We start from the raw sequence: 21890 nt of genomic DNA, 5'->3' as shown, positions 1-21890 counted from the left end.
AGTCGGCCCGTGGCCTGCCCGCCTCTCCGCCCGGGGGTCCCGTAGGCCGTCAGAACTCCGGAGCCACGCTGCCCGCTCACGGCGGTGGCACCACCTTCCCGCCCGGCGGCCCGGCGTTCGCCGCTGCCGCCATTGGCCGGCCGCCGGGTGCCCCGCAGCCGGCTCGCGCCCAGCCGGGCGTCCACCGCGGCGCCCGCCGGCCGCGCCGGGCCTGCGGCACCCCGGCCGGGAGGTCGGCGGTGCGGGGGTGCCCGGTCCCCGGCGGCGCCGATCCGGGCCGGGCCCCCCTCCCGGTCGGTCCGCCGCCCGGGGGCGCGTTCGGGTGCGGCGTCGGCCGCGTCGTGGTGCGCCGCTGTCGCTGGCTGGTCCGCCGGGCGGTGGCCGTGGTCGGACGGCGGCCGGGCTCCGGGAAGGGCGCGACATGAGGCGGTACGGGCTCGGGCTGGTGCTGATCGTCCTGCCGCTGCTGCTCGCGCTGCTCGGTCCGCTGGTGGCGGGGGAGCCCGGGCCGCGCGGGGTGTCCTTCACGGCGGGCGGTGCCGGCCACTGGCTCGGCACGGACTTCACCGGGCGCGACGTCTGGCGCCAAGTCCTGCTCGGCGGAAGGTCGGTGGTGCTCGTCGCGGTCACCGCGACCGTGCTCGCCCACCTGATCGCCGTGCCCCTCGCGCTGGCCGCCGCGCTGACCGGGCGGGCGTGGCTCGAAGAGCTGCTGCTGCGGCCGCTGGACGTCCTGATCGCCGTCCCGGCCCTGCTTCTCGTCCTGCTGGTCGCCACCGCGCTGGAGCCCGGGCCCGTTGGGCTGGCCGTTCTGGTGGGCGTGGCGGCGGTACCGGACGCCGCCCGGGTGGTGCACGCGGCGGCGGTGGCGGCGGCGTCCAGGCCGGTGGTCGAGGCGTTGCGGCTGCACGGCGAGTCGTGGGCGCGGATCGCGTTCGGGCAGGTCGCGCGGACGATCCGGCGCACCCTGGCCGCCGACGCCGGGACCCGCCTGATCGGCGCGCTGTACCTGGTCGCGACGGCGGCGTTCCTCGGGGTCGGGGTGCAGCCGGACGCCGCTGACTGGGCGGTGATGGTCGACCGCAACCGGCCGGGGCTGTTCCTGCAACCGTGGGCGGTCGTCGTCCCCGCCCTGCTCGTGGCTGCGCTGTCCACCGGCACCAACCTGCTGTTCGACGCGGCGCAGTACCGCTCCGCGACCACGGGACGGAAGGCGGCGGCATGACCGGCGGAGACCTCGCGACGGTGGACCGGCTGCGGGTGCGGGTCGGCGCGCGGGTGCTGGTGGACGGGGTGTCGTTGCGGGTGCGGCCGGGCCGGGTGACGGCGCTGGTCGGACCGTCGGGCAGCGGCAAGACCACGACCGCGCTCGCCCTGCTGGGCGCGTACCCCGAGGGTGCCGCGGTGTCGGGCACGGTCGTGGCGGGCCCGCGGGTCGGCTACGTGCCGCAGCACCCGGGGGCCGTGCTCAACCCGGCCCGCCGGGTGGGTGTGCTGCTGCACGACCTCGCCCGGGTCCACGGCGGTGGCCCGGAGGCCGTCGCGAATGCGCTGCGGGAGGCCGAACTCGCGGACGTGGACGGGGTGCTGCGCCGCTTCCCGCACCAGCTCTCCGGCGGCCAGCAGCAACGCGTGGTGCTCGCCCAGGCGTTGCTCACCGGCGCCCCGGTGATCGTGGCCGACGAGCCCACCACCGGCCAGGACCCGGTCACCACCCGCCGGTTGGCCGCCCTGCTCGGCCGGCTGACCCTGCGCGGTACCGGTCTCCTCCTGCTCAGCCACGACCTCGACCTGGTCCGGGAGCTGGCCGACGAGGTGGTGCTGCTGGCGGACGGCCGCGCGGTGTGCACCGGCCCGCCGGCCGACGTCCTCCCGCAACCGCAGCCGCAACCGCAGCCGCAACCGCAGCCGGAACCGCAGCCCACCGCGGCCACCCCGCGCACACCGCCCCGACCGGCACGCCTCGAAGTCTCCGGCCTCACCGCCCGCCACCCCGGCGGCGCCGTCGTGCTGCACGACGTCGGGCTGACGCTCCGGCCGGGGGAGTGCCTCGCCCTGACCGGCCGCTCGGGCAGCGGCAAGAGCACCCTGGGCCGCTGTCTGGCCGGACTGCACCCTCGCCACGAGGGCACCGTCCGACTGGACGGCGTGCCGCTGCCGCGCAGCGTCCGGCGGCGCGGGCGGCGGGAGTTGGCGGCCGTGCAGTACGTGTTCCAGGACGCGCGGGCGGCGTTCGCCGAGCACCGCCCCGTTCTGCACCAGGTGGCCCGGGCGGCGGTCCGGCTGCGCGGCCTCGCCGCACCGGCGGCCGCGGCGGAGGCGGGCGACCTGCTCGCGGGGCTCGGCCTGGACCCGGCGAAGGCGTCCCGCCCACCCGCCGGACTCTCCGGTGGCGAGCTACAACGAGCCGCACTGGCGCGGGCGTTGATCGCCCACCCGAAGGTTCTGGTGTGCGACGAGATCACCTCGGGGCTGGACGCGGCGACCCGGTCGGCGATCCTCGTCCACCTCGCCGACCGCCGGGACCGCACCGGCCTCGCGCTGCTGTTCATCTCCCACGACCCGGCGGCCGTCGCGGGCCTCGCGGATGCGGTGGCCACCCTCGCGGACGGGCGGCTGCGGGCGGCCGTCCCGGCCTGTTCGTCCGGGTGACGGGCTGTCGGACCGCGGGGCCTGGCGTCCCCGCCCCCGAGGCGATCACCGCGCTCCTCAACGTCCCGGACCGCCTCGGCGCCGGAGCGGCGCCCCGGCGTCGACGCGCAGCCCGTCCGCGGGGCGTTCGAGGCCGAGCGCCCGGGTCCGCTGCCCGACGACGGTCGGCCGCCCGCCCCGGGCGCGACGTACGGGGAGGCGTGCGCCGCGCCGGGGCCGCGCCGACCGGATCCCGGTCACCGCCCGGTACCGGCCGGCCGCCCAGGAGTGCGACGGGAAGTCCGGGCCCGAGCCGCCTCTGCGCCGCCCGCGGCCGTACCCAGGTGTTCTTCCCGGACCCGTTCGCCGACTCCGCCGTCCGGGCCGCCGCCGAGTACGGCACCCCGGTCCGCGGCCACGGCCGGCCGCCCCGGCCGCCCCGCGCGCTGGCCGCCCCGCGTGCCGTCCGCCCCGGCTGCCCCGCGCCCCGGCCGCCCCGGCTTCGACAGGTGCGCCCGCGCTCGACCCGCCGGAGCGCGGAGCCGCTCGCGCACGCCCCTCACCTTCGTCGGCCCGCGCGCTGATCCGCCCCGAACCGCCCGGTACGTCCTAGGCTGAACTCGCCCGGGCGGCCGGACGGCCGTGGGAGTCGGGAGGGGCCCGGCGGCCGGGGTCTCGGAGGTGGTCGCGATGGTCAGCGGTGGGACAACGACCGAGGTACGCTGCGTGGCGGCCGTCCCGTGCTGGGTGAGCCTGATGGCGCGTGATCTCGACGCCGCCAAGGCCTTCTACGGGCCGCTGCTGGGCTGGGAGTTCGAGCCGGGGCCGGACCGTTTCGGCCCCTACGTGCACGCCGTGACCGGCGGGGAGGCGGTGGCCGGACTGGGGGTGGCGAGCGGCGGCTGGGACATGCCCGTCGCCTGGACCAGCTACTTCGGCACGGAGAGCGCGGACGCCGCCGCCGACGCGGTCCGCGAGCGCGGTGCGACGCTCGCGGTGGGGCCGCTCTCCTTCGACGCGGGCCGGGTGGCCTTCGCCGCGGACCCGGCGGGCGCGGTGTTCGGCATCTGGGAGGGGCCGCTGGGCCGGGCCCGGCGGCTGGACCTCATGGGAGCGCCGGTCTGGATCGAGCTGCGCACCCCGGATCCGTTCGCGGCCGCGCTCTTCTACGGCGAGGTGTTCCGCTGGGACGGCCGGGACCCGGAGCGGTTCGAGGTCCGCTGGGAGCACGACCGGGTGGTGCTGCGGGCCGAGGGGCACAGTGTCGCCGCGCTCGCCAGGGAGCAGGCGGGCGGCGCGGCGGGGATGCCCCCGCACTGGGAGGCGTCGTTCTCGGTGCCGGACACCGACGCGGCGGTGGCCAGGGCGGCGGAGCTCGGCGGCAGCGCGCTCGGCCCGGCGTTCGACTCGCCGTACGGGCGGGTGGCCCGGCTCCAGGACCCGGAGGGCGGCCGGTTCGCGGTGATCAGCGCCAAGCCCTGATCGCCGCGGACCGGCCCCCGGCCTCACGGCCCTGCCTCGGCGATCTCCGCCCGCTCGGCCCGCAGCCGTTCGCCGAGCGCGTTCCGGGCGGCGGCCGGCAGGGCCTTGCGGGAGGCGGGGAACAGCTGCTCCTCCTCGGTCGCCAGGTGGCGGCGCAGCAGCTCGGCCAGTCCGCCCAGCAGGGTGTCCGCGGCCGGGTCGCCGGGCGGAAGGGTCTGCAGGTCCGCGAGGTACTGGCCGATCGCGAGGTGGTCGTGGATGCACCGGAACACCAGCGCGCCGCCGTCCGGCACATCGTGCTGGACGAGCGGGAACAGGTGCTCCTCCTCGGCCGCGCAGTGGCTGAACAGCAGGTCGGTGAGCTGACCGATCAGCTGCTCCGAGGCCGCTCCGCCGTCGTGCCCGGCCCCACCGTCCTGTCCGGCCGCGCCGGGGAGCGCCGGAGCGGCCTCGATCCGGGCGAGCAGCTCCTCCACCGCGCGGTGCTCCGCGGTGAACTCGCCGAGGATGTCCGGCCTGCGGCTCATGGCGCGCCCGCCTCTCCCGTCTGCTGCGGCTCCACCCCCGCTACCTCCAGTATCCGGCGCCGGGCCCCTCGCGCGGGCGGCGCAGCCGCGGGCGGGCGGGCGGGGCGAGGGGCACGGCGTCGGGGGAGTCGGCGGAGAACCCGGCGGCCCGGGGAAAGCCGCAGGTCAGGGGCGGTCCCGTCGCCCGGTGAGCGCGAGCATCCGGGTCTGCGGGGAGGCGTCGTCCGGCACCGGCAGCGGCGGGTCGAACAGCCCGGTGCCCGCGAGGTCGCCGTAGCCGGCGTACTCGGCGAGCGCGTAGTCCACCAGGACCTCCGGCAGCCGGGTGAGCCGGTCGATGCCCTCGGCGAGGTCCCAGGCGTGCACGATGGCGTCGGAGGTGAGCTGGTCCAGGTAGTACTGGCCGGAGACGTCGCCGTAGGAGAGGTGCACGGTGAGCTCGGTGGCGCCGGGGACGGCGAAGGCGTCGCGCGCGGCGTTCGCGGCGGCGGTCCAGACGCCGACCGGGTCGTCGCCGAGGACGTCGCCGTCGAAGCGGGTGCCGACCTCGCCGATGGTGGCGCCCATCAGCAGTTCGGGTACCCAGAGCTGCTCGCTGGTGAGGTGGTTGACCAGCTCGCGGACGGTCCAGTCGGTGCAGGGGGTGGGCGCGTCCCACTGGCCGGGGGTGATCAGCCGCACCCGTTCGGTGAAGGCGGCGAGGGCCTCGGCGTGCGGGGTGCCCTTGCTCTCGGCCGGCTGCTGTTCGTTGCGATGTGCCATGCCCTGAGCCTGCCCCGCCCCGCGCCTCCGTACGCCGGTCCACACCGCTGCTGACCCGATCACGCCAAAATCTACTGTCCGGCTGGTTGTTCAAATTCAAACTTCCAGGTACGGTCACATCACCCCGCTGGTTCGAATTTGAACAAATCCGGGCCAGTATCGACGAACCCCCCTTTTTTCGATGGAGACGCGCATGCCGAGCGGCAGCCCGAGCACGACCGCCCCCACCAACACCACCGTCGCGGACGGAAGAATCCCCGGATCCGCGACCACCTCCCCGCACGCCTACGACGCAGGCCTCCTGCTGCTGCGCGTGGCCCTCGGTCTGACCATGGCCGCGCACGGAAGCCAGAAGCTCTTCGGCTGGTTCGGCGGCGGCGGGCTCGACGGCACCAGCGCGTTCTTCGGCTCGAAGGGCTACCCGGCGCCCAAGGCCCTGGCCGTCGTGGCCGGCCTCACCGAGACCGGCGGCGGACTGGCGCTCGTCGTCGGCCTGCTGGCCCCGCTGGCTGCCGCCGCGATCCTGGGCACCATGCTCAACGCCCTCGCCGTCACGTGGAGCGGCAACTTCTTCGCGATGAAGGGCGGCAGCGAGTACGAGCTGCTGCTGATCGCCGCCGCGGCGGCGCTGGCGCTGACCGGCCCCGGCCGCTACGCGGTGGACCGCTACCTGCCGGTGGTGCGCGAGCACCGGCTGACGTACGGCGCGGCCGCCGTCGTGCTCGGCCTGGTCACCGCGGGCGCGGTGCTCCTCGTCCGCAGCTGACGCACCGTGGCGGCCGTCCGGGCCGCTCGCGAAAGCCGCCGGTCACACGACCGGCGGCTTTCGCCGTTCTGCGGCCGTTCCGTGAAGTTCCTGTGGGGAGGCGGCAGTTGTCGGTTCTGGGCCTTCCTCGGGCATGTGATGTATGCCATTGTACATGTCACACCCCCCACCGATGGTCGACGGACGCCGCCTCGGCGGTGCCCTCGCAACGGTCCTCACCACCCCCACCGGCCGCGCCCTCACGCGGCCGACGAAGGCCCGGAGGCCCCCACGTGAGAACCGCACGTCCTTTGCACCAACACCCCCATGTCGCAAGGCTGTTGACGCTCATCCTCGCGATGTTCGTGGCGGTCGGCCTGTTCGCCCCGCGCGCCCAGGCCGCCCCCGCCCCGGTCCCGTCGCAGCCCGGCGCGGGCTCACCCGCCGCCGCACCGGCCGGTCTGGCCCCGCAGCCCGCGGTCGGTGACGCGCCGGACACGCACGGCACGAAGAAGCCGGTGCCGGCCCGTGAGCGCGCCCCGTTCTCGACCGCGAACCCCGAGCGCACCGAGACCCTGTCGCCGGCGGAGCGGAAGTCGGAGCAGAAGGCCGAGCTGGCCAAGGCCTTCGGCGCGGGCGCCCCCACGGCACTCGCCGAACAGCCCTGCAACATCCCCGACTTCAGGCAGACCGGCGGCGCCCTGGTGCAGGCCGTCAAGTCGGCCGACCTCGGCTGCGTCAACGACCTGTTCCTGCTGACCGGCGGGGACGCGAACGGAACCTTCCGCGAGTCCCAGATGGTCACGGTGGCGGACGCCCTGCGCGACAACGCCGCGAACTACCCGGGCGACAACTCCGCCTCCACCGCCCAGCTGGTGCTGTTCCTGCGGGCCGGCTACTACGTGCAGTGGTACCACGCGTCCGACGTCGGCACCTACGGCACCGCCCTGCAGACCTCCATCCGCGGCGCGCTGGACGCCTTCTTCAACAGCGCGCACTCCCGTGACGTCTCCGCGGCCAACGCGGGCACGCTCGGCGAGGCGATCACCCTGATCGACAGCGCGCAGGAGAACGTCCGCTACCTGCCGGTGGTCAAGCGCCTGTTGGGCGCCTACGACGCCGCCACCCACAACCCGGTGAACATGGGCAACGCGCTCAACAGCGTGTTCACCGTGCTGTGGCGCGGCCACCAGACGAAGGGCTTCGTCGAGGCGGTGCAGGCAGACCCGGGCGTGCTCGACGCGCTCTCCGCCTTCGCCGTCGCCAACGGCGCCCTGCTCGGCGGCGACTACACCTTCCTGGTCTACAACGCGACCCGCGAGCTGGGCCGCTTCGTGCAGTACCCCGCGCTCCAGCCCAAGGTCCGCCCGCTGCTCAAGGGGCTGGCCGACCGGTCCTCGCCGAGCGGCCGCACCGCCTACCAGTGGGCCGCCGTGGCCGAGATGACCGACGCCTACGACGCCGGCAACTGCTCCGCCTACGGCACCTGCGACGCCTCCGCCCGGCTCAGGTCGGCCGTCCTGACCGTCGACCACAGCTGCAGCCCGAGCATCCGGGTCCTCGCCCAGAAGCTGGACGCCGGACAGCTGGGCACCACCTGCACCAGCCTCAACGGCCAGGACGCCTTCTTCCACTCGGTGGCCAAGGACGGCGGCCCGGTCGCCGACGACCGCAACACCACCATCGAGGTCGTGGTCTTCGACACCCGCTTCGACTACATCGTGTTCGCCGCCGGCATCTACGGCATCGACACCAACAACGGCGGCATGTACCTGGAGGGCAAGCCCAACGAGGCCGGCAACCAGCCGCGCTTCCTCGCCTACCGGGCCGACTGGACGCCCGACTTCCAGATCTGGAACCTCAACCACGAGTACACCCACTACCTCGACGGCCGGTTCGACATGTACGGCGACTTCGACGCCGGCATGACCACCCCGACCGTCTGGTGGGTCGAGGGCTTCGCCGAGTACGTCTCCTACGGGTACCGCAAGGAGGCCTACAGCGCGGCGATCTCCGCCGCCGGCCTGCACACCTACCGGCTCTCCGACCTCTTCGACACCGCGTACGGCGACCAGGAGCGCGTCTACCGCTGGGGCTACCTGGCCGTCCGCTACATGCTGGAGCAGCACCGCTCCGACATGGACGCCGTGCTCGCCAAGTACCGCACCGGCGACTGGAACGGCGCCCGCACCATCCTCAAGACCACCATCGGCACCCGCTACGACGCCGACTTCGACCGCTGGCTGACCGCCTGCGCGGCCGGCGCCTGTGGCGGCGACACCAACCCGCCCGGCAACCGGGCGCCCACCGCGGCCTTCACCAGCGCGGTCTCCGGTCTGGCGGTGACCTTCACCGACGGCTCCACCGACCAGGACGGCACCATCGCCTCCCGCGCCTGGGACTTCGGCGACGGCACCACCGACACCGCGGCCAACCCGGCCAAGACGTACGCCAAGGCCGGCACCTACACCGTCACGCTCACGGTGACCGACGACAAGGGCGCCACCGCGACCACCCGGCAGGACGTCGCCGTCGGCTCCCGGACGGAGTGCACCGGCGCCGACACCCGCCAGCTGGACAGGAACTGCGGGCGCGTCAACGTGGCGGCGACCACCGGCAACTACGCGCACTTCTACCTGTACCTCCCGGCCGGGGTGACCCAGCTGAAGCTCACCAGCACGGGCGGCACCGGCAACGGCGACCTGTACTACAACGCCGGCGGCTGGGCGTACACCAACGCCTACACCGCCAAGTCCGCCAACGCCGACAACGCCGAGACCCTGACCATCGCCAACCCGCCGGCCGGCTACGTCTTCCTGAGCCTCTACGCCCAGCAGGGCTTCTCCGGCGCGAGCATCAAGGCCGAGTACTGACCGAGGAGTCGTGAACCGACCGCACTGACCGAGGGCCCCGGCGGACCACCGCCGGGGTCCTCCCCGTCATTCCCCGATCCGCACCAGGGCGAGCGAGATGTTGTCCGGCCCGCCGGCCTCGATCGCGGCCTTCCAGAGCGCGAACGCGGCCCGTCCGTCGGCTCGTTCGGCCTCCTCGGGCGGCCGGGTGAGCAGCGCCGACAGCTCCTCCTCCGGCACCGGGTCGGTCAGCCCGTCGCTGCACACCAGGTACCGGTCGCCGACGGCCAGCGGCGCGCTGCGGACGTGCGGCTCGACGAAGGTCAGCCCGAGCGAGCCGCCGAGGGTCTGGGTGACCATCGCGGTGCTGCGCCGCCCGGGCGGCAGCGGCGGGCTGTCGTCCACGCTGACCCGCCGCAGCGTGCCGTCGCCGATCCGGTAGACCCGGCTGTCGCCGACGTTGAAGACCACGGCCCGGTCCGCGAGCACCACCAGGCCCGCCACCGTGGTGCCCATCGCGGCCAGCCCCGGCTCCCCACCGGCGGCCGCGTACACGTCCCGGTTGCAGGTCTGGAGGGCGTCCCGGACGCTCTCCTCGCCGTCGAGCGCGGGCCCGTCCTCCGCCAGCCGCCGGGCGACCAGCGCGCTGGCGACCTCGCCGCCGGGGTGGCCGCCGAGCCCGTCGGCGACCGCGACCACGCAGGGCGGGCCGAGCGGGAAGAGCAGGGTCTGCGGGTTGGTGGTGACGGTGGCGCAGAGCGTCCACGGCCCGACGGTGAGACTGTCCTCGTTCCGCGCGCGCACCAGGCCCTCGTGGCTCAGCGCGCTCACCGCGATGTACGCCGCCATCGTTCGCCGCCCTTCGGGTGCTCCGCCCGACCGCTCTCCGGCTCCTCCCATTGTCGCCCGCCGTCCGCCGTCCGGGGCGGGGGGAGTGGCCCGGCGCGGTATTGTATCGGTCGGTCCAAAAGGGCTACGGTGCTGCCATGGCGAGACCGCGCACCTTCGACGAGGACCGGGCGCTGGACGCGGCGATGCGCGCGTTCTGGGCGAACGGCTACGAGGCCACCTCCACCCAGGACCTCTGTGAGGCGACCGGTCTCGGGCGGAGCAGCATCTACAACACGTTCAGCAGCAAGCGCGAGCTGTTCCGCAGATCGCTGGACCGCTACAACGCGCTGATGACCGTCCCGCAGGTCGCCCTGCTGGAGGACCTCGACGTGCCTCCGCTGGAGCGGATCCGGCTGCTGCTGGCGCGGGTCGTCGACGGGGAGTTCGAGAACCGTCCGCAGGGGCGCAGCCTCGGCTGCCTGACCGTGAACACCGTCGTCGAGCCGGCCGGGCGCGACCCGGAGGCGGCCGCGGTACTGGCGCGGGACCAGGAGGTGCGGCTGGCCGCGCTGCGGACCGCGATCGGGGCCGGGCAGCGCGCGGGGGAGATCGCCGGGCGCCGGGACGCGGGTGAGCTGGCCCGCTTCGTGAACGCGGTGATCGCCGGGATGCGGGTCGCCGCCAAGGGCGGGGCCGACCGGGCCGCCGTCGAGGCCATCGCCGCCACCGCCGTGGACGCGCTCACGCCCTGAGGTGCGGCGGTCCGCCCGGCCGGTCGATCGGCCGGGCGCTCCCGCCTGCCCCAATTTTGAACCGATCAATCCAAAACTATCGGGGGAGTGCTCCCATGCCACGTGCCGTGTACGTCCTCGCCCTCGGCATCTTCGCGATGGTGACCAGTGAGTTCGCCGTCGCCGGGCTGATGCCGCAGCTGGCGGAGGGCCTCGACGCGACCGTCCCGCAGATCGGCTACCTGATCACCGCCTTCTCCGTCGCGATGTCCTTCGGCGGCCCGTTCCTCACCGTCGCGCTGCTGAGGATCCGTCAGAAGCACGCTCTTCTCCTGCTGTTCGCGCTCTTCCTGGTGGGCAACCTGCTCGCCGCGACCGCCTCCGGCTACCCGGTGATGCTGGCCGCCCGGGTGGTCGGCGGGATCGCCGCGCAGGCGTTCTTCGGCATCTCGATCTCGCTCTGCGCCCAGCTGGCCCCCGCCGCGCTGCGCGGCCGCTCGATCGCGGTGCTGATGAACGGCCTGATGCTCGGCACCCTGCTCGGCCTGCCACTGGCCACCGTCATCGGCGAGCACCTCGGCTGGCGGGCGGCCTTCTGGGCGATCTCCGTCCTCACCGTGCTGGTCGCGGCGGGCACCGTCGCCGGCGTGCCGGACGCCGACCACGCCGAAGGCGGCGGCTCGCTCCGCGCCGAGCTGGGCGTCCTGCGCAACGGGCGGCTCTGGCTGGCCTTCGTCACCAGCACGCTGATCATCGGCGCGACCTTCTCGCTGTTCAGCTACGTCAACCCGGTCCTGACCGGGATCACCGGCTTCTCGGCGGGCTCCGTCCCGCTGCTGCTCGTCGCCTACGGTGCGGCGACCGTGATCGGCAACACCGTGGTCGGCCGGCTCGCCGACCGGTACGCGCTGCCGGTGCTCGCGGTCGGCCTGGCGCTGAACACCCTCTTCCTGGCCGGCCTCGCACTCTTCGCCCAGCTCCGGGTGCCGGCGGTCGGGCTGCTGCTCGGGGTCGGTCTGGTCGGCGTCACCATGAACCCGGCGATGGCCTCGCGGGTCCAGCGGATCGGCAACGCCCGTCCGCTGGTGAACACCGTGCACAACTCCTTCATCACGCTGGGCGTCATCCTCAGCTCCCTGCTCGGTGGGCTCGCCATCGACGCCTGGGGCCTGCGTGCCGCCCTCTGGCTGGGGGTCGCGCTGGCCGCCGCGGGCCTGCTGACCCTGCTGCCGGACGCCCTGCGCGCCCGGCGCGCGGTTCCGGGCGGTAGTGCGGCCTCGGAACAGCGTCCGGGCGCGGAGGGGAATAACACCCGGGTGGTGGATGCTAAAGTGGTTGAAACTTTGACGATCGGATCCTGAACCAGGTTTCACCTGCGGGATTCAACCTGGAGTGTGGTGAGCAACATGCAGTTCGGAATCTTCACCGTCGGCGATGTCACCCCCGACCCGACGACCGGCCGCACCCCGACCGAGCACGAGCGGATCAAGGCGACCGTCGCCATCGCGCGCAAGGCGGAGGAGGTCGGCCTGGACGTCTTCGCGACCGGCGAGCACCACAACCCGCCGTTCGTGCCGTCCTCGCCGACCACCCTGCTCGGCTACATCGCCGCGCAGACCGAGCGCATCATCCTCTCCACCTCGACCACGCTGATCACCACCAACGACCCGGTGAAGATCGCCGAGGACTACGCGGTGCTCCAGCACCTCGCCGACGGCCGGGTGGACCTCATGATGGGCCGCGGCAACACCGGCCCGGTCTACCCGTGGTTCGGCAAGGACATCCGCCAGGGCATCCCGCTGGCGATCGAGAACTACGCGCTGCTGCACCAGCTGTGGCGCGAGGACGTGGTCGACTGGTCGGGCCGCTTCCGCACCCCGCTGCAGTCCTTCACGGCCACCCCGCGCCCGCTCGACGACGTCCCGCCGTTCGTCTGGCACGGCTCGATCCGCAGCCCGGAGATCGCCGAGCAGGCCGCCTACTACGGTGACGGCTTCTTCGCGAACAACATCTTCTGGCCCAAGGAGCACTTCAAGAAGCTGATCAACCTCTACCGCGAGCGCTTCGCCCACTACGGGCACGGCACCCCCGAGCAGGCCATCGTCGGCCTCGGCGGCCAGGTGTTCATGCGCAAGAACTCCCAGGACGCGGTGCGCGAGTTCCGCCCCTACTTCGACAACGCGCCGGTGTACGGACACGGGCCGTCGCTGGAGGAGTTCACCGCGGAGACCCCGCTCACCGTCGGCAGCCCGCAGGAGGTCATCGAGAAGACCCTGGCCTTCCGCGAGACCTTCGGCGACTACCAGCGCCAGCTGTTCCTGATGGACCACGCCGGCCTGCCGCTGAAGACCGTGCTGGAGCAGCTGGACCTGCTCGGCGAGGAGGTCGTGCCGGTGCTGCGCGAGGAGTTCGCCAAGGGCCGCCCGGCCGACGTGCCGGACGCGCCGACCCACGCCTCGCTGGTCGCGGCCGACCGCGCCCGGCGGGAGCAGCAGCAGAACACCGAGGAGAACACGGAGGCGACCAAGTGACCGCGTACCGACTCGTCGTGATCAGTGCGGGCCTGAGCAAGCCGTCCTCGACGCGCCTGCTCGCGGACCGGCTGACCGAGGCGACCGTCCGCCGGCTCGCCCTCGACGGGCGCGAGGTGGACGTGACGGTGGTCGAGCTGCGCGACCTCGCCACCGACATCGCGCACAACTTCGTCACCGGCTTCCCCGGCGGCGCGCTGCGCGAGGCGATCGACGCGGTGACCCGGGCCGACGGCCTGATCACGGTGACGCCGATCTTCGCCGCCTCCTACAGCGGGCTGTTCAAGTCGTTCTTCGACGTGCTCGACCCCGACGTGCTCACCGGCAAGCCGGTGCTGATCGCCGCCACCGGCGGCACGCCGCGCCACTCGCTGGCGCTGGAGCACGCCGTCCGGCCGCTGTTCAGCTACCTGCGCTCGGTGGTCGTCCCGACCTCGGTCTACGCGGCCACCGACGACTGGGGCAGCACCGGCGACCGGCTCACCGACGGTCTCCCGGGCCGGATCGACCGGGCCGCCCGCGAACTCGCCGGGCTGCTCGCCGGCCGGGCCCCCAGCGGTCCGGCGGCGGGCAGCGGGTCCGCGGACGAGGCGGAGACGGTGGTCCCGTTCGCCGAGCAGCTGGCGGCCCTGCGGGTCTGACGGCGGCGGCGCACTCGCACCGGAAGGGGCGGACCCGGGAAACCGGGTCCGCCCCTTCCGGTGCGCTCAGCCCGTCCGGGCGTCGTACGCGGCGCGGGCCTCCGCGATCTCGCGCTGGTGCGCCTCCGTCCAGGCGACCAGCGAGCGGACGGTCTCGTGCAGCGTCCGCCCGAGCGGCGTCAGAGCGTAGTCCACCCGGGGCGGCACCACCGGGTGCACCGTGCGCTCGACCAGGCCGTCCCGCTCCAGCTGGCGCAGCGTGACGGTCAGCATCCGCTGGCTGACGCCGTCGATCTCCCGGCGCAGCTCGGTGAAGCGCAGCGAGCCGCGGTCCAACAGGGCGATCACCAGCAGCGACCACTTGTCGGCGATCCGGTCGAGGATCTGCCGGACCTCGCAGTCCTCCCGGGTGTCCCACTGGAACACGTCGTAGTCGTCCCCGGTATCCCCGCAGTGCGTCGGTGACTTCACAGTGCCTTCTTCCATGGCTCCTGATGCTGCCTCAGGATGAGCGGTGGTTACAAGAGGGAACCGACCGGACGAAGGGGAACCGCCCCGTCCGGTGTCCCCGCCTCCCCGCGCACTCCCAGGAGACCACCGTGTCCGCCTCCTCCGCCGTGCCCGAAACCGGTACGCCCGCCCGCACCCCCGTCGCCCCGCCACCGCCGCCCTCCGCCCGCCTCACCGGGCGCGAGGCCGCCGTTCTCCTGGTCCTGTGCGGCGCGATCTTCCTGGAGGGCGTCGACGTCGCGATGCTCAACGTGGCGCTCCCCTCGATCCGCGCCGACCTCGGCATGGACACCGGCGCGCTCAGCTGGGTGATCAGCGCCTACGTCCTCGGCTACGGCGGGTTCATGCTGCTCGGCGGCCGCACCGCCGACCTGCTCGGCCGCCGCCGGATGTTCCTGCTCTGGCTCACCGTCTTCGTCCTCTTCTCCGGCCTCGGCGGCCTCGCCGACACCCCCTGGGTGCTCGTCCTGGCCCGCTTCGCCACCGGCCTCGCCGCCGCCTTCATGACCCCCGCCGGCCTGGCGATCATCACCACCGCCTTCGCCGAGGGCCCGCGCCGCAACGGCGCGCTGCTCCTCTACGCGGGCACCGCGGCCGCCGGCTTCTCACTCGGCCTGGTGGCCGGCGGCCTGCTCACCGCGATCAGCTGGCGCTGGGTCTTCTTCGCCCCGGTGCTGCTCGCCGGCGGCCTGCTGCTCGCCGCCCTGCCGCTGCTCCCGCGCGACCAGGCACCCGCCCGCCGCCCCGGTGAGCGCTTCGACCTGGCCGGCGCCGCCACCGCCACCGGCGCCATGCTGCTGCTGGTCCACGCGGTGGTGCGGATCGGCGAACCGGACGCCGCCGCCGGCCGGACCCTCGCCGAACTGGCCGGCGGCCTCGCCCTGCTGGCCGCCTTCGGCGTGATCGAGCGGCGCTCCGCCGCCCCGCTGGTCCGCCTCGGCCTGCTGCGCTCCGGCCCGCTGCTGCGCGCCAACCTCGGCGCGCTGCTGTTCGCCGGCTCCTTCTTCGGCTTCCAGTTCACCGTCACCCTCTACCTGCAGGACCTGCGCGGCTGGACCCCGCTGCAGACCGGCCTCGCGCTGCTCGCCGTCGGCGTGGACGCGGTGCTCGCGCCGACCCTCACGCCCCGGCTGGTGGAGCGGTTCGGCACCGTCCGGGTGATTCTCGGGGGCTTCTGCCTGGCGGTGCTGTCCTACGCGCTGTTCCTGCCGGTGGGCCCGGACTGGAGCTACCCGATGATGTTCCCGACGATGATCCTCACCGGTCTGGCCTTCGCCCTCGCCTACGGGCCGCTGACCATCGCCGCCACCGACGGCGTCGCCGAGGAGGAGCAGGGGCTGGCCGCCGGGCTGCTCAACACCGCCTTCCAGTTCGGCGCGGCGCTCGGCCTCTCCGCGGTCACCGCCGTCCACCTGGCCGCCACCGGCTCCGGGGGCTCCGGACCGGACGGCTTCCGGGCCGCCCTGGCGGTCCCGGTCGCGGCGGTCGCCCTCGGCGCCCTGGTCACGGCGTCCGGCCTGCGCCGCCGCGCCGCGGCCACCTGACCGCCCGGTCCCGACCCCTCCCGCCTCGACCGTCCCGACCGTCCCGACCGTCCCGTCAGGCCCCTCGCCGGCTCCCCCCGGTGAGGGGCCGCCGCCTGCCCCTCCCCGGCCTGCCGACCGTGCCGAAATGTCCGTTCCGGGGTGTAATCGTACGGATGATCAGACCCCGGAGACCGGAGTCCGCCGATGCCGCAGCCCGTCCTCACCCCGCTCACTACCGCCGCGATCTTCCTCGTCCTCACCATCGACCCCGGCGGCGAGCCCGCCGTCCGCTCCCTGCTGCCCGATCTGGCGGGCCTGCGCCGCGCGGTCGGCTTCCGGGCCCCCGACGCCGGTCTGACCTGTGTCACCGGCATCGGCTCGGACGCCTGGGACCGGCTCTTCGACGGTCCCCGCCCGGCCGGGCTGCACCCCTTCCGGGAGGTCGCCGGCGCCCGCCACCGCGCCCCGGCCACCCCCGGCGACCTGCTGTTCCACCTGAGGGCCGCCCGGATGGACCTCTGCTTCGAACTCGCCGGCCAGCTCACCAACCGTCTCGCCGGGGCCGCCACCGTGGTCGACGCCGTGCACGGCTTCCGCTACTTCGACGACCGCGACCTGCTCGGCTTCGTCGACGGCACCGAGAACCCCGAGGGCGGGGCGGCGGCCGCGGCCGTCCTGATCGGCGCCGAGGACCCGGAGTTCGCCGGCGGCAGCTACGTGATCGTCCAGAAGTACCTGCACGACCTGGACGCCTGGAACCGCCTCCCCGTCGAGGCGCAGGAACGCGCCGTCGGCCGCACCAAGCTCACCGACATCGAGCTCGCCGACGACGTCAAGCCCGCCGACTCGCACGTCGCGCTGACCAACATCACCGGCCCGGACGGCGAGGAACGGCAGATCATGCGGTTCAACATGGCGTTCGGCTCCTTCGCCGGGGGCGGGGAGTTCGGGACGTACTTCATCGGCTACTCGCGCACGCCGGCGGTGACCGAGGAGATGCTGGAGAACATGTTCGTAGGCCGCCCGCCCGGCGCCCACGACCGCCTGCTCGACTTCTCGACCGCGGCCACCGGCACCCTGTTCCACGTCCCGACCGCCGACTTCCTGGACGACCCGCCGCCCGCGCCGGCCGCCGCCTCCGCCCGCGTCCCCGCCTCGGTCGCCACTCCCACTCCCGCTCCCACTCCCGCCTCCGCCTCCTTGGACGGATCCCTCGCCATCGGCAGCCTGAAAGGCACCCCCGCGCCATGAACAACCTGCACCGCGAACTCGCCCCCGTCTCCGCCGCGGCCTGGGCGGAGATCGAGGAGGAGGCCCGGCAGACCTTCACGCTCCACCTCGCCGGACGCCGCGTCGTCGACCTGAGCGGCCCCGACGGCCCCGCCCTCGCGGCCGTCGGCACCGGTCACCTCACCGCCATCGACCCGCCCGGCCCGGGCGTCGAGGCGCACGCCCGCGAGGTGCGTCCACTGGTCGAACTCCGGGTGCCCTTCGCGGTCGACCGGTCCGCCGTGGACGACGTCGAACGCGGCTCGCGGGACTCCGACTGGCAGCCCGTCAAGGACGCCGCCCGCACCCTCGCCCTCACCGAGGACCGCGCCGTCTTCGACGGCTACCCGGCCGCCGCCATCGAGGGCATCCGCGCCGCCGCCACCAACCCCGCCGTCCCCCTCCCTGCGGACGTCCGCGAGTACCCCGAGGCCGTCAGCCGCGCCCTCACCACCCTCCGCCTGGCCGGCGTCGGCGGCCCCTACGCCCTCCTCCTCGGCGCCGACACCTACACCGCCGTCAACGAGACCTCCGACCACGGCTACCCCGTCGCCAGCCACATCGCCCGCCTCCTCGACGGCGAACTCATCTGGGCTCCCGCCATCGACGGCGCCCTCCTCCTCTCCACCCGCGGCGGCGACTTCGAGCTCCACCTCGGCCAGGACGTCAGCGTCGGCTACCTCTCCCACACCCCCGACACCGTCAACCTCTACCTGACCGAGACCTTCACCGCCCGCGTCCTCACCCCCGAGGCGGCCGTCCCCCTCACCGCCCCCTGACCCCGTCCCACCCGCGCGGACCGCACCGGCCCTATCGGGACACAGTGGAGGCTTTTGACTGACCCAGCGTCACGAGGCGTGATATCTGTGGTTCTTCGACGAATTTGACGGCTTCCGAGGGCGCCTCCGTCCATCGTTCGTCCATCGCCTTGCGGACAGGGGGAGCCAGTGGAGTCGGATCGGTGGGAGCCGCGCCTCACGATGCGTAACTCCGTTGCCGACACAGAGGTCTCCGGCGCGGTCGTCCAAGCCGGGGAGATCCACGGCCTGACCGTCCACAGCCGTTCCGCCGCGCCGCCTCCCGGTTTTCCGCTTCCGGTGCCCCGCCAACTCCCCTCCGCGCCGCGTCGGCTGGTCGGGCGGGACGAGGATCTCGCCCACCTGGACGACGAGTTGGACGACGCGGACGGGACCGCCGACGTGACCGTGGTGCTCACCGGGCCCGCGGGAGTGGGGAAGACCGCCCTCGGCGTCCGGTGGCTGCGCCGCCACTCCGACCGCTTCCCGGACGGTCAGCTCTTCGCCGACCTGGGCGCCCACGTGACTGGCAGGCCTGCGGATCCTGCCGGGGTGCTCGCGGGCTTCCTGCGTGCCTTCGGTGTCGCGCAGGTCCCGGGTGCCCTCGCGGAGGGCGCCGCGCTATGGCGCTCGCTCGCGGCCGAACGCCGGATTGCCGTCCTGCTCGACAACGCCTGCACCGCCGCCCAGGTCCGCCCGCTGCTGCCCGGTTCGGAGCATGCGGTGGTGGTGGTCACCAGTCGCCGTCGGCTCACCGGACTCGGGATGGACGGCGCAGTGCTGCGGCCGGTCGACGTCCTCTCGGGCGAAGCCTCGGTGAGGTTGCTCGCCCAGCGGGTCGGGGCTGAGCGGGTGAAGCGTGAACCGGTCGCCGCCGCACTGGTGGTGGAGCGCTGCGGCCGTCTCCCGCTGGCGGTCTGCCTGGCCGCGGCCCGGCTCACCGCCCGGCCCGCGCAGCCGCTCGCCGCCACCGCCGAGGCGATCGGCGATGATGCGGGGCGGCTCGCCGCACTCGATGTCGGAGGAGAGGGCGTAGGGCGCGCATTGGACGCTTCCGTCGCCGCGCTGGGTGCGGGCGGTGCCCGGCTGTACCGGCTGCTCGGACTCCTGCCGTTCCCGGTCTTCACCGCGGACGTTGTTCGCGTGCTCGGCGACCTGGAACGGGCCGAGGCCGACCGGTTGCTCGACCAGCTGATCGACCTTCACCTGCTGGAGGAGGCGGCGGACGGCTTTCGCTTCCACGGACTGGTGAAACTGCACGCCCGGGCGCGTGCCGACGAGATCCGCGACCGGCCCCCGGGGCGGGCCGCCGTCGAACGCGTCCTCGACCGGTACCTGGCCACTGCCACGGCGGCGGAGGCCCTGCTGATCCCGAGCCACCGCACCCTGCGCCGCGACTACGGCCTCGGACTGCCGCCCGAGGCCGAGGACTTCGCCGACGAAGCGGCGGCGGTCGGCTGGCTTGGCGCCGAGACCGAGCGGCTCGCCGAGGTCGTTCGCTGGGCCGCCGCCACCGGCCGGGCCGCCACCGCCTGGCAACTGGTCGACGCGATGTGGCCGCTCTTCCTGCGGCTGCGCCCTGCCCGGCTGTGGGTCGAGGCACACCGGATCGGCCTGACCGCCGCCCGGTCGGCCGGTCACCGCGATGGTGAGCTGCGGATGCTCACCTCCGGCGGAGCCGGTCTGCGCAACGCCGGCCGGGGAGAGGAGGCCGCCGAGTGGTACACCGAGGCGCTCCACCTGGCCCGCGCGTCCGGTGACGCTTTCGTCGAGGCCGACGCCCTCTACGGCCTCGGCCTGACCCATCAGGCGGCGGGGCGGCTCGCCCGGGCGGCGGACTGCCTGCGCAGGACGGCCGACCTCCGTGAGTCCCGCGGCTACCGACGGGGTGCGGCGCTGGCCCGGCTCGCCCTCGGTGGTGTCCTGCTGGCGGAGGGCCGCGCCGCCGAGGCCGTCCCGGTCATCACCGGCGCCCATCGGGAGCTTGCCGCCGTCCCGTCCGCGTACGAGGCCGCCCGCGCGCTCGCCTTCCTCGGCCAGGCACACGCTGTCCTCGGCGCCCACGAGGAGGCCCGCCGCTGCTATGCGGACGCGCTTGCGGTGTTCCGTGAGAGCCTGGCGAGGCGCTGGGAGGCCCGCGTCCTCGAACTGATCGGGGACCTCGCCCACGCTCGCGGCGACCTACCGGAGGCGGCTGCCCGCTGGCGGGAGTCCCTCGCGCTCTACACGTCGCTGGCCGCCCCCGACACCGCACGCGTTGCTGCGGCCCTCGGCGCGCCCGCCCCGCCGTCGGCGGCCGCGGGCCACAGCGGTGCGGGAAGCGGAAGGGCCGGCGGCACAGCCGGGTGGGCGGGTTCGCCCAGGCCGAGGACGCGGTAGAGCAGCCGTCGCATCCGGAGGTCGAACCGGCCCGGCTCGGAGCTGATCCGGGCCGCGATCGCCGCGTAGCCGTCCCGGCGGTAGTGCTCGGCGGCGTGGGCGAGCTGGGCGGTGAGGGGTCGGGACGGGCTGAGCACCGGCGCGGTGCGGGCGAGTTGGGCTCCAGGAGAGCGCGGGTTGATCCCCCGGCTCGGGTGTGCGGCGAGCAGGATCGGCGCGCCGGTCATGGTGCCGTAGAGAGTGACCGAGCCGTGGTCGCCGATGACGAAGTCGGCGGCGACCAGCAGTGGGCGCCAGTCCTTCTGGGGCCCGAGGACGCTGACCACTCCGCGCGCGGCGGCCGTCGCCCGCGCGCGGACCGTCCGAGGGCCGTGTACGGCGGACACGTTGGGATGGACCAGCAACGCTGCGCGGTGGCCCCGCCGGGGCAGCTCGGCGGCCAGCCGCGGCAGTACGGCGTCGAGCCGGCTGAACAGCGAACCGCTGCCCCAGGTGGAGCAGAGCAGCACCAGCCGGTCGCCGGGCAGCAGGCCCAGGGCGGCGCGGTACCGCTCGCGGGCGGGGAGGGCGGCGGCGATCCGGTCGTGGTCGGCGTCGCCGACGACCTCGGCGATCGAGAGCGCCTCGGGGCAGCCGCGGACGAGCTCGGTGCGGTCGTCCTGGTGCGCGAGCGCGTAGGCGACGGGCACCAGGCGGCCGTTCCAGACGACGTACTCGGGGCCGAGCCCGGCGACGGTTCGCCCGGCCCCGACCCCTGTCGGCGACAGCTTGATGTGTCCGACCCCGTGCGGCAGCCGGACCGTCGGGCCGTGGACCCGCTCCAGCCCGTGCGAACCGGCGGCCAGCACCAGGTCGAACCTCCGTCGGACGGCCTCCGGCCACGGCAGCACCGTACCGCCGAGCCGCCGGACATGGGCCGCCGCGCCCTGGTTGAAGGTGTGGGGCGCCACAGTGAAGCGAACCCGGATCCTCGGGTCGGCGTCGAGCAGGGCATGGGCGTCGCGCAGCCGCTGGCCGTAGACCGTCGTGTGCACGATCACCAGCACCTCAGCCGATGTCATGCCCTTCCCCCTTTTCAGGTGCCGACCCGGCGCCGGGTCGGCACCTGCGTCTGTGTGCATGGACATTCTGGTGGACTCGGCCCGGCCCGAAGCCCGGAAAGGGTACTGAGTTCCTTTACGAGGGGTACTGAGTGCCGTATTGTCGTCGGAGAGCCTCGGAGGCTGTCGAGGAGTGTCGACGGGCCGGATGCGGTCAAGGGCCGATCTGGCACTCAGTACCCTCGGCGCGGACGAGGCCGTGGACCAGTGCATCCGACCAGTGCACCCGTACCAGGAGAACCGCTCATGAGCTTGAGGATCGTTGTCTGTGTGAAGTACGTGCCGGATGCGACGGGTGACCGTCGTTTCTCGGACGATCACACCACCGACCGGGAGGGCGTGGACGGCCTTCTGTCGGAGCTGGACGAGTACGGCGTGGAGCAGGCGCTGCGGATCGCGGAGGCCAATGAGGGCTCCGAGGTGACGGTGCTGACGGTGGGGCCGGACGACGCGAAGGACGCGTTGCGCAAGGCGCTGTCGATGGGTGCGGACAGGGCCGTGCACGTGAACGACGACGGTATCCACGGGTCGGACGTGCTGGGGACGTCGGCGGTGCTGGCGAAGGCGCTGGAGCGG

At 74.2% G+C, this 21890-nt stretch carries 18 protein-coding genes and 1 pseudogene; 14 read left to right on the top strand and 5 right to left on the bottom strand.

Annotation, left to right across the window (positions count from 1 at the left end):
• Positions 1 to 421 precede the first annotated feature (421 nt).
• The 3 genes from ACFVFS_RS22670 to ACFVFS_RS22660 all read left to right on the top strand — a co-directional run bounded on the left by ACFVFS_RS22670 (position 422) and on the right by ACFVFS_RS22660 (position 4113).
• Positions 422 to 1225: an ABC transporter permease subunit gene (locus ACFVFS_RS22670; RefSeq protein WP_380626418.1), complete on the top strand. Its 804-nt coding sequence runs from the start codon at positions 422 to 424 to the stop codon at positions 1223 to 1225.
• Positions 1222 to 2652, top strand: coding sequence for an ABC transporter ATP-binding protein (locus tag ACFVFS_RS22665; RefSeq protein ID WP_380626417.1), 1431 nt, complete (start codon positions 1222 to 1224; stop codon positions 2650 to 2652). The genes ACFVFS_RS22670 and ACFVFS_RS22665 overlap by 4 nt, the downstream gene beginning before the upstream one ends.
• Positions 2653 to 3387: 735 nt before the next feature.
• On the top strand, positions 3388 to 4113 hold the full coding sequence (locus ACFVFS_RS22660) for a VOC family protein (protein WP_380626416.1): 726 nt from the start codon (positions 3388 to 3390) through the stop codon (positions 4111 to 4113).
• Between the two features lie 23 nt (positions 4114 to 4136).
• On the opposite strand, the gene ACFVFS_RS22655 is transcribed toward ACFVFS_RS22660, so the two are convergent.
• Together ACFVFS_RS22655 and ACFVFS_RS22650 are read right to left on the bottom strand one after the other, a co-directional pair.
• Positions 4137 to 4640: a hemerythrin domain-containing protein gene (locus ACFVFS_RS22655; RefSeq protein WP_380626415.1), complete on the bottom strand. Its 504-nt coding sequence runs from the start codon at positions 4638 to 4640 to the stop codon at positions 4137 to 4139.
• Positions 4641 to 4805: 165 nt separating this feature from the next.
• Positions 4806 to 5402, bottom strand: a complete 597-nt coding sequence (locus ACFVFS_RS22650) for a TIGR03086 family metal-binding protein (protein ID WP_380626414.1) — start codon at positions 5400 to 5402, stop codon at positions 4806 to 4808.
• Positions 5403 to 5595: 193 nt separating this feature from the next.
• Between ACFVFS_RS22650 and ACFVFS_RS22645 the strand changes: the two genes are divergently transcribed.
• A complete protein-coding gene (locus ACFVFS_RS22645) occupies positions 5596 to 6168 on the top strand; it encodes a DoxX family protein (RefSeq protein WP_380626413.1) in 573 nt (190 codons plus the stop codon).
• A 320-nt stretch (positions 6169 to 6488) separates the two neighbouring features.
• A complete protein-coding gene (locus ACFVFS_RS22640) occupies positions 6489 to 9020 on the top strand; it encodes a collagenase (RefSeq protein WP_380626412.1) in 2532 nt (843 codons plus the stop codon).
• A gap of 66 nt (positions 9021 to 9086) precedes the next feature.
• Here ACFVFS_RS22640 and ACFVFS_RS22635 read toward each other — a convergent pair whose 3' ends face one another.
• Positions 9087 to 9848, bottom strand: coding sequence for a PP2C family protein-serine/threonine phosphatase (locus tag ACFVFS_RS22635; protein WP_380626411.1), 762 nt, complete (start codon positions 9846 to 9848; stop codon positions 9087 to 9089).
• A 137-nt stretch (positions 9849 to 9985) separates the two neighbouring features.
• On the opposite strand from ACFVFS_RS22635, the gene ACFVFS_RS22630 reads away from it, so the two are divergent.
• From ACFVFS_RS22630 to ACFVFS_RS22615, 4 genes are all read left to right on the top strand, one after another.
• Positions 9986 to 10582 carry a TetR/AcrR family transcriptional regulator gene (locus tag ACFVFS_RS22630; protein ID WP_380626410.1) on the top strand — a complete coding sequence of 199 codons (597 nt, stop codon included), beginning with the start codon at positions 9986 to 9988 and terminating at the stop codon, positions 10580 to 10582.
• A gap of 95 nt (positions 10583 to 10677) precedes the next feature.
• Positions 10678 to 11922 carry an MFS transporter gene (locus ACFVFS_RS22625; RefSeq protein ID WP_380626409.1) on the top strand — a complete coding sequence of 415 codons (1245 nt, stop codon included), beginning with the start codon at positions 10678 to 10680 and terminating at the stop codon, positions 11920 to 11922.
• A 45-nt stretch (positions 11923 to 11967) separates the two neighbouring features.
• Positions 11968 to 13092, top strand: a complete 1125-nt coding sequence (locus tag ACFVFS_RS22620) for an LLM class flavin-dependent oxidoreductase (protein WP_380626408.1) — start codon at positions 11968 to 11970, stop codon at positions 13090 to 13092.
• Positions 13089 to 13733: an FMN reductase gene (locus tag ACFVFS_RS22615; protein ID WP_380626407.1), complete on the top strand. Its 645-nt coding sequence runs from the start codon at positions 13089 to 13091 to the stop codon at positions 13731 to 13733. Before ACFVFS_RS22620 ends, ACFVFS_RS22615 begins: the two co-directional genes overlap by 4 nt.
• 66 nt (positions 13734 to 13799) lie before the next feature.
• Here ACFVFS_RS22615 and ACFVFS_RS22610 read toward each other — a convergent pair whose 3' ends face one another.
• Positions 13800 to 14219: a winged helix-turn-helix transcriptional regulator gene (locus ACFVFS_RS22610; protein WP_380626406.1), complete on the bottom strand. Its 420-nt coding sequence runs from the start codon at positions 14217 to 14219 to the stop codon at positions 13800 to 13802.
• Between the two features lie 221 nt (positions 14220 to 14440).
• On the opposite strand from ACFVFS_RS22610, the gene ACFVFS_RS22605 reads away from it, so the two are divergent.
• The 4 genes and pseudogenes from ACFVFS_RS22605 to ACFVFS_RS22590 form a co-directional block, all read left to right on the top strand.
• Positions 14441 to 15787 (top strand): MFS transporter, encoded by a 1347-nt coding sequence (locus tag ACFVFS_RS22605; RefSeq protein WP_380626470.1) that lies wholly within the window; start codon positions 14441 to 14443, stop codon positions 15785 to 15787.
• 186 nt (positions 15788 to 15973) lie between these two features.
• On the top strand, positions 15974 to 17020 hold the full coding sequence (locus ACFVFS_RS22600) for a Dyp-type peroxidase (RefSeq protein WP_380626405.1): 1047 nt from the start codon (positions 15974 to 15976) through the stop codon (positions 17018 to 17020).
• Entirely contained in the window at positions 17017 to 17817 is an 801-nt protein-coding gene (locus ACFVFS_RS22595) for a family 1 encapsulin nanocompartment shell protein (protein ID WP_380626404.1), read from the top strand. The genes ACFVFS_RS22600 and ACFVFS_RS22595 overlap by 4 nt, the downstream gene beginning before the upstream one ends.
• Before the next feature lie 201 nt (positions 17818 to 18018).
• A pseudogene (locus tag ACFVFS_RS22590) lies at positions 18019 to 20004 on the top strand (ATP-binding protein); the annotation flags it as partial.
• A gap of 53 nt (positions 20005 to 20057) precedes the next feature.
• Here the strand turns inward: ACFVFS_RS22590 and ACFVFS_RS22585 are convergent.
• On the bottom strand, positions 20058 to 21275 hold the full coding sequence (locus ACFVFS_RS22585; RefSeq protein WP_380626403.1) for a hypothetical protein: 1218 nt from the start codon (positions 21273 to 21275) through the stop codon (positions 20058 to 20060).
• Between the two features lie 285 nt (positions 21276 to 21560).
• Between ACFVFS_RS22585 and ACFVFS_RS22580 the strand changes: the two genes are divergently transcribed.
• On the top strand, positions 21561 to 21890 hold a 330-nt coding region (locus ACFVFS_RS22580), incomplete at its 3' end, for an electron transfer flavoprotein subunit beta/FixA family protein (RefSeq protein ID WP_380626402.1).

It is taken from the genome of Kitasatospora sp. NPDC057692 (genome assembly GCF_042799475.1).
Classification (GTDB): domain Bacteria; phylum Actinomycetota; class Actinomycetes; order Streptomycetales; family Streptomycetaceae; genus Kitasatospora.
This window is presented reverse-complemented; position numbering and strand designations above follow the sequence as displayed.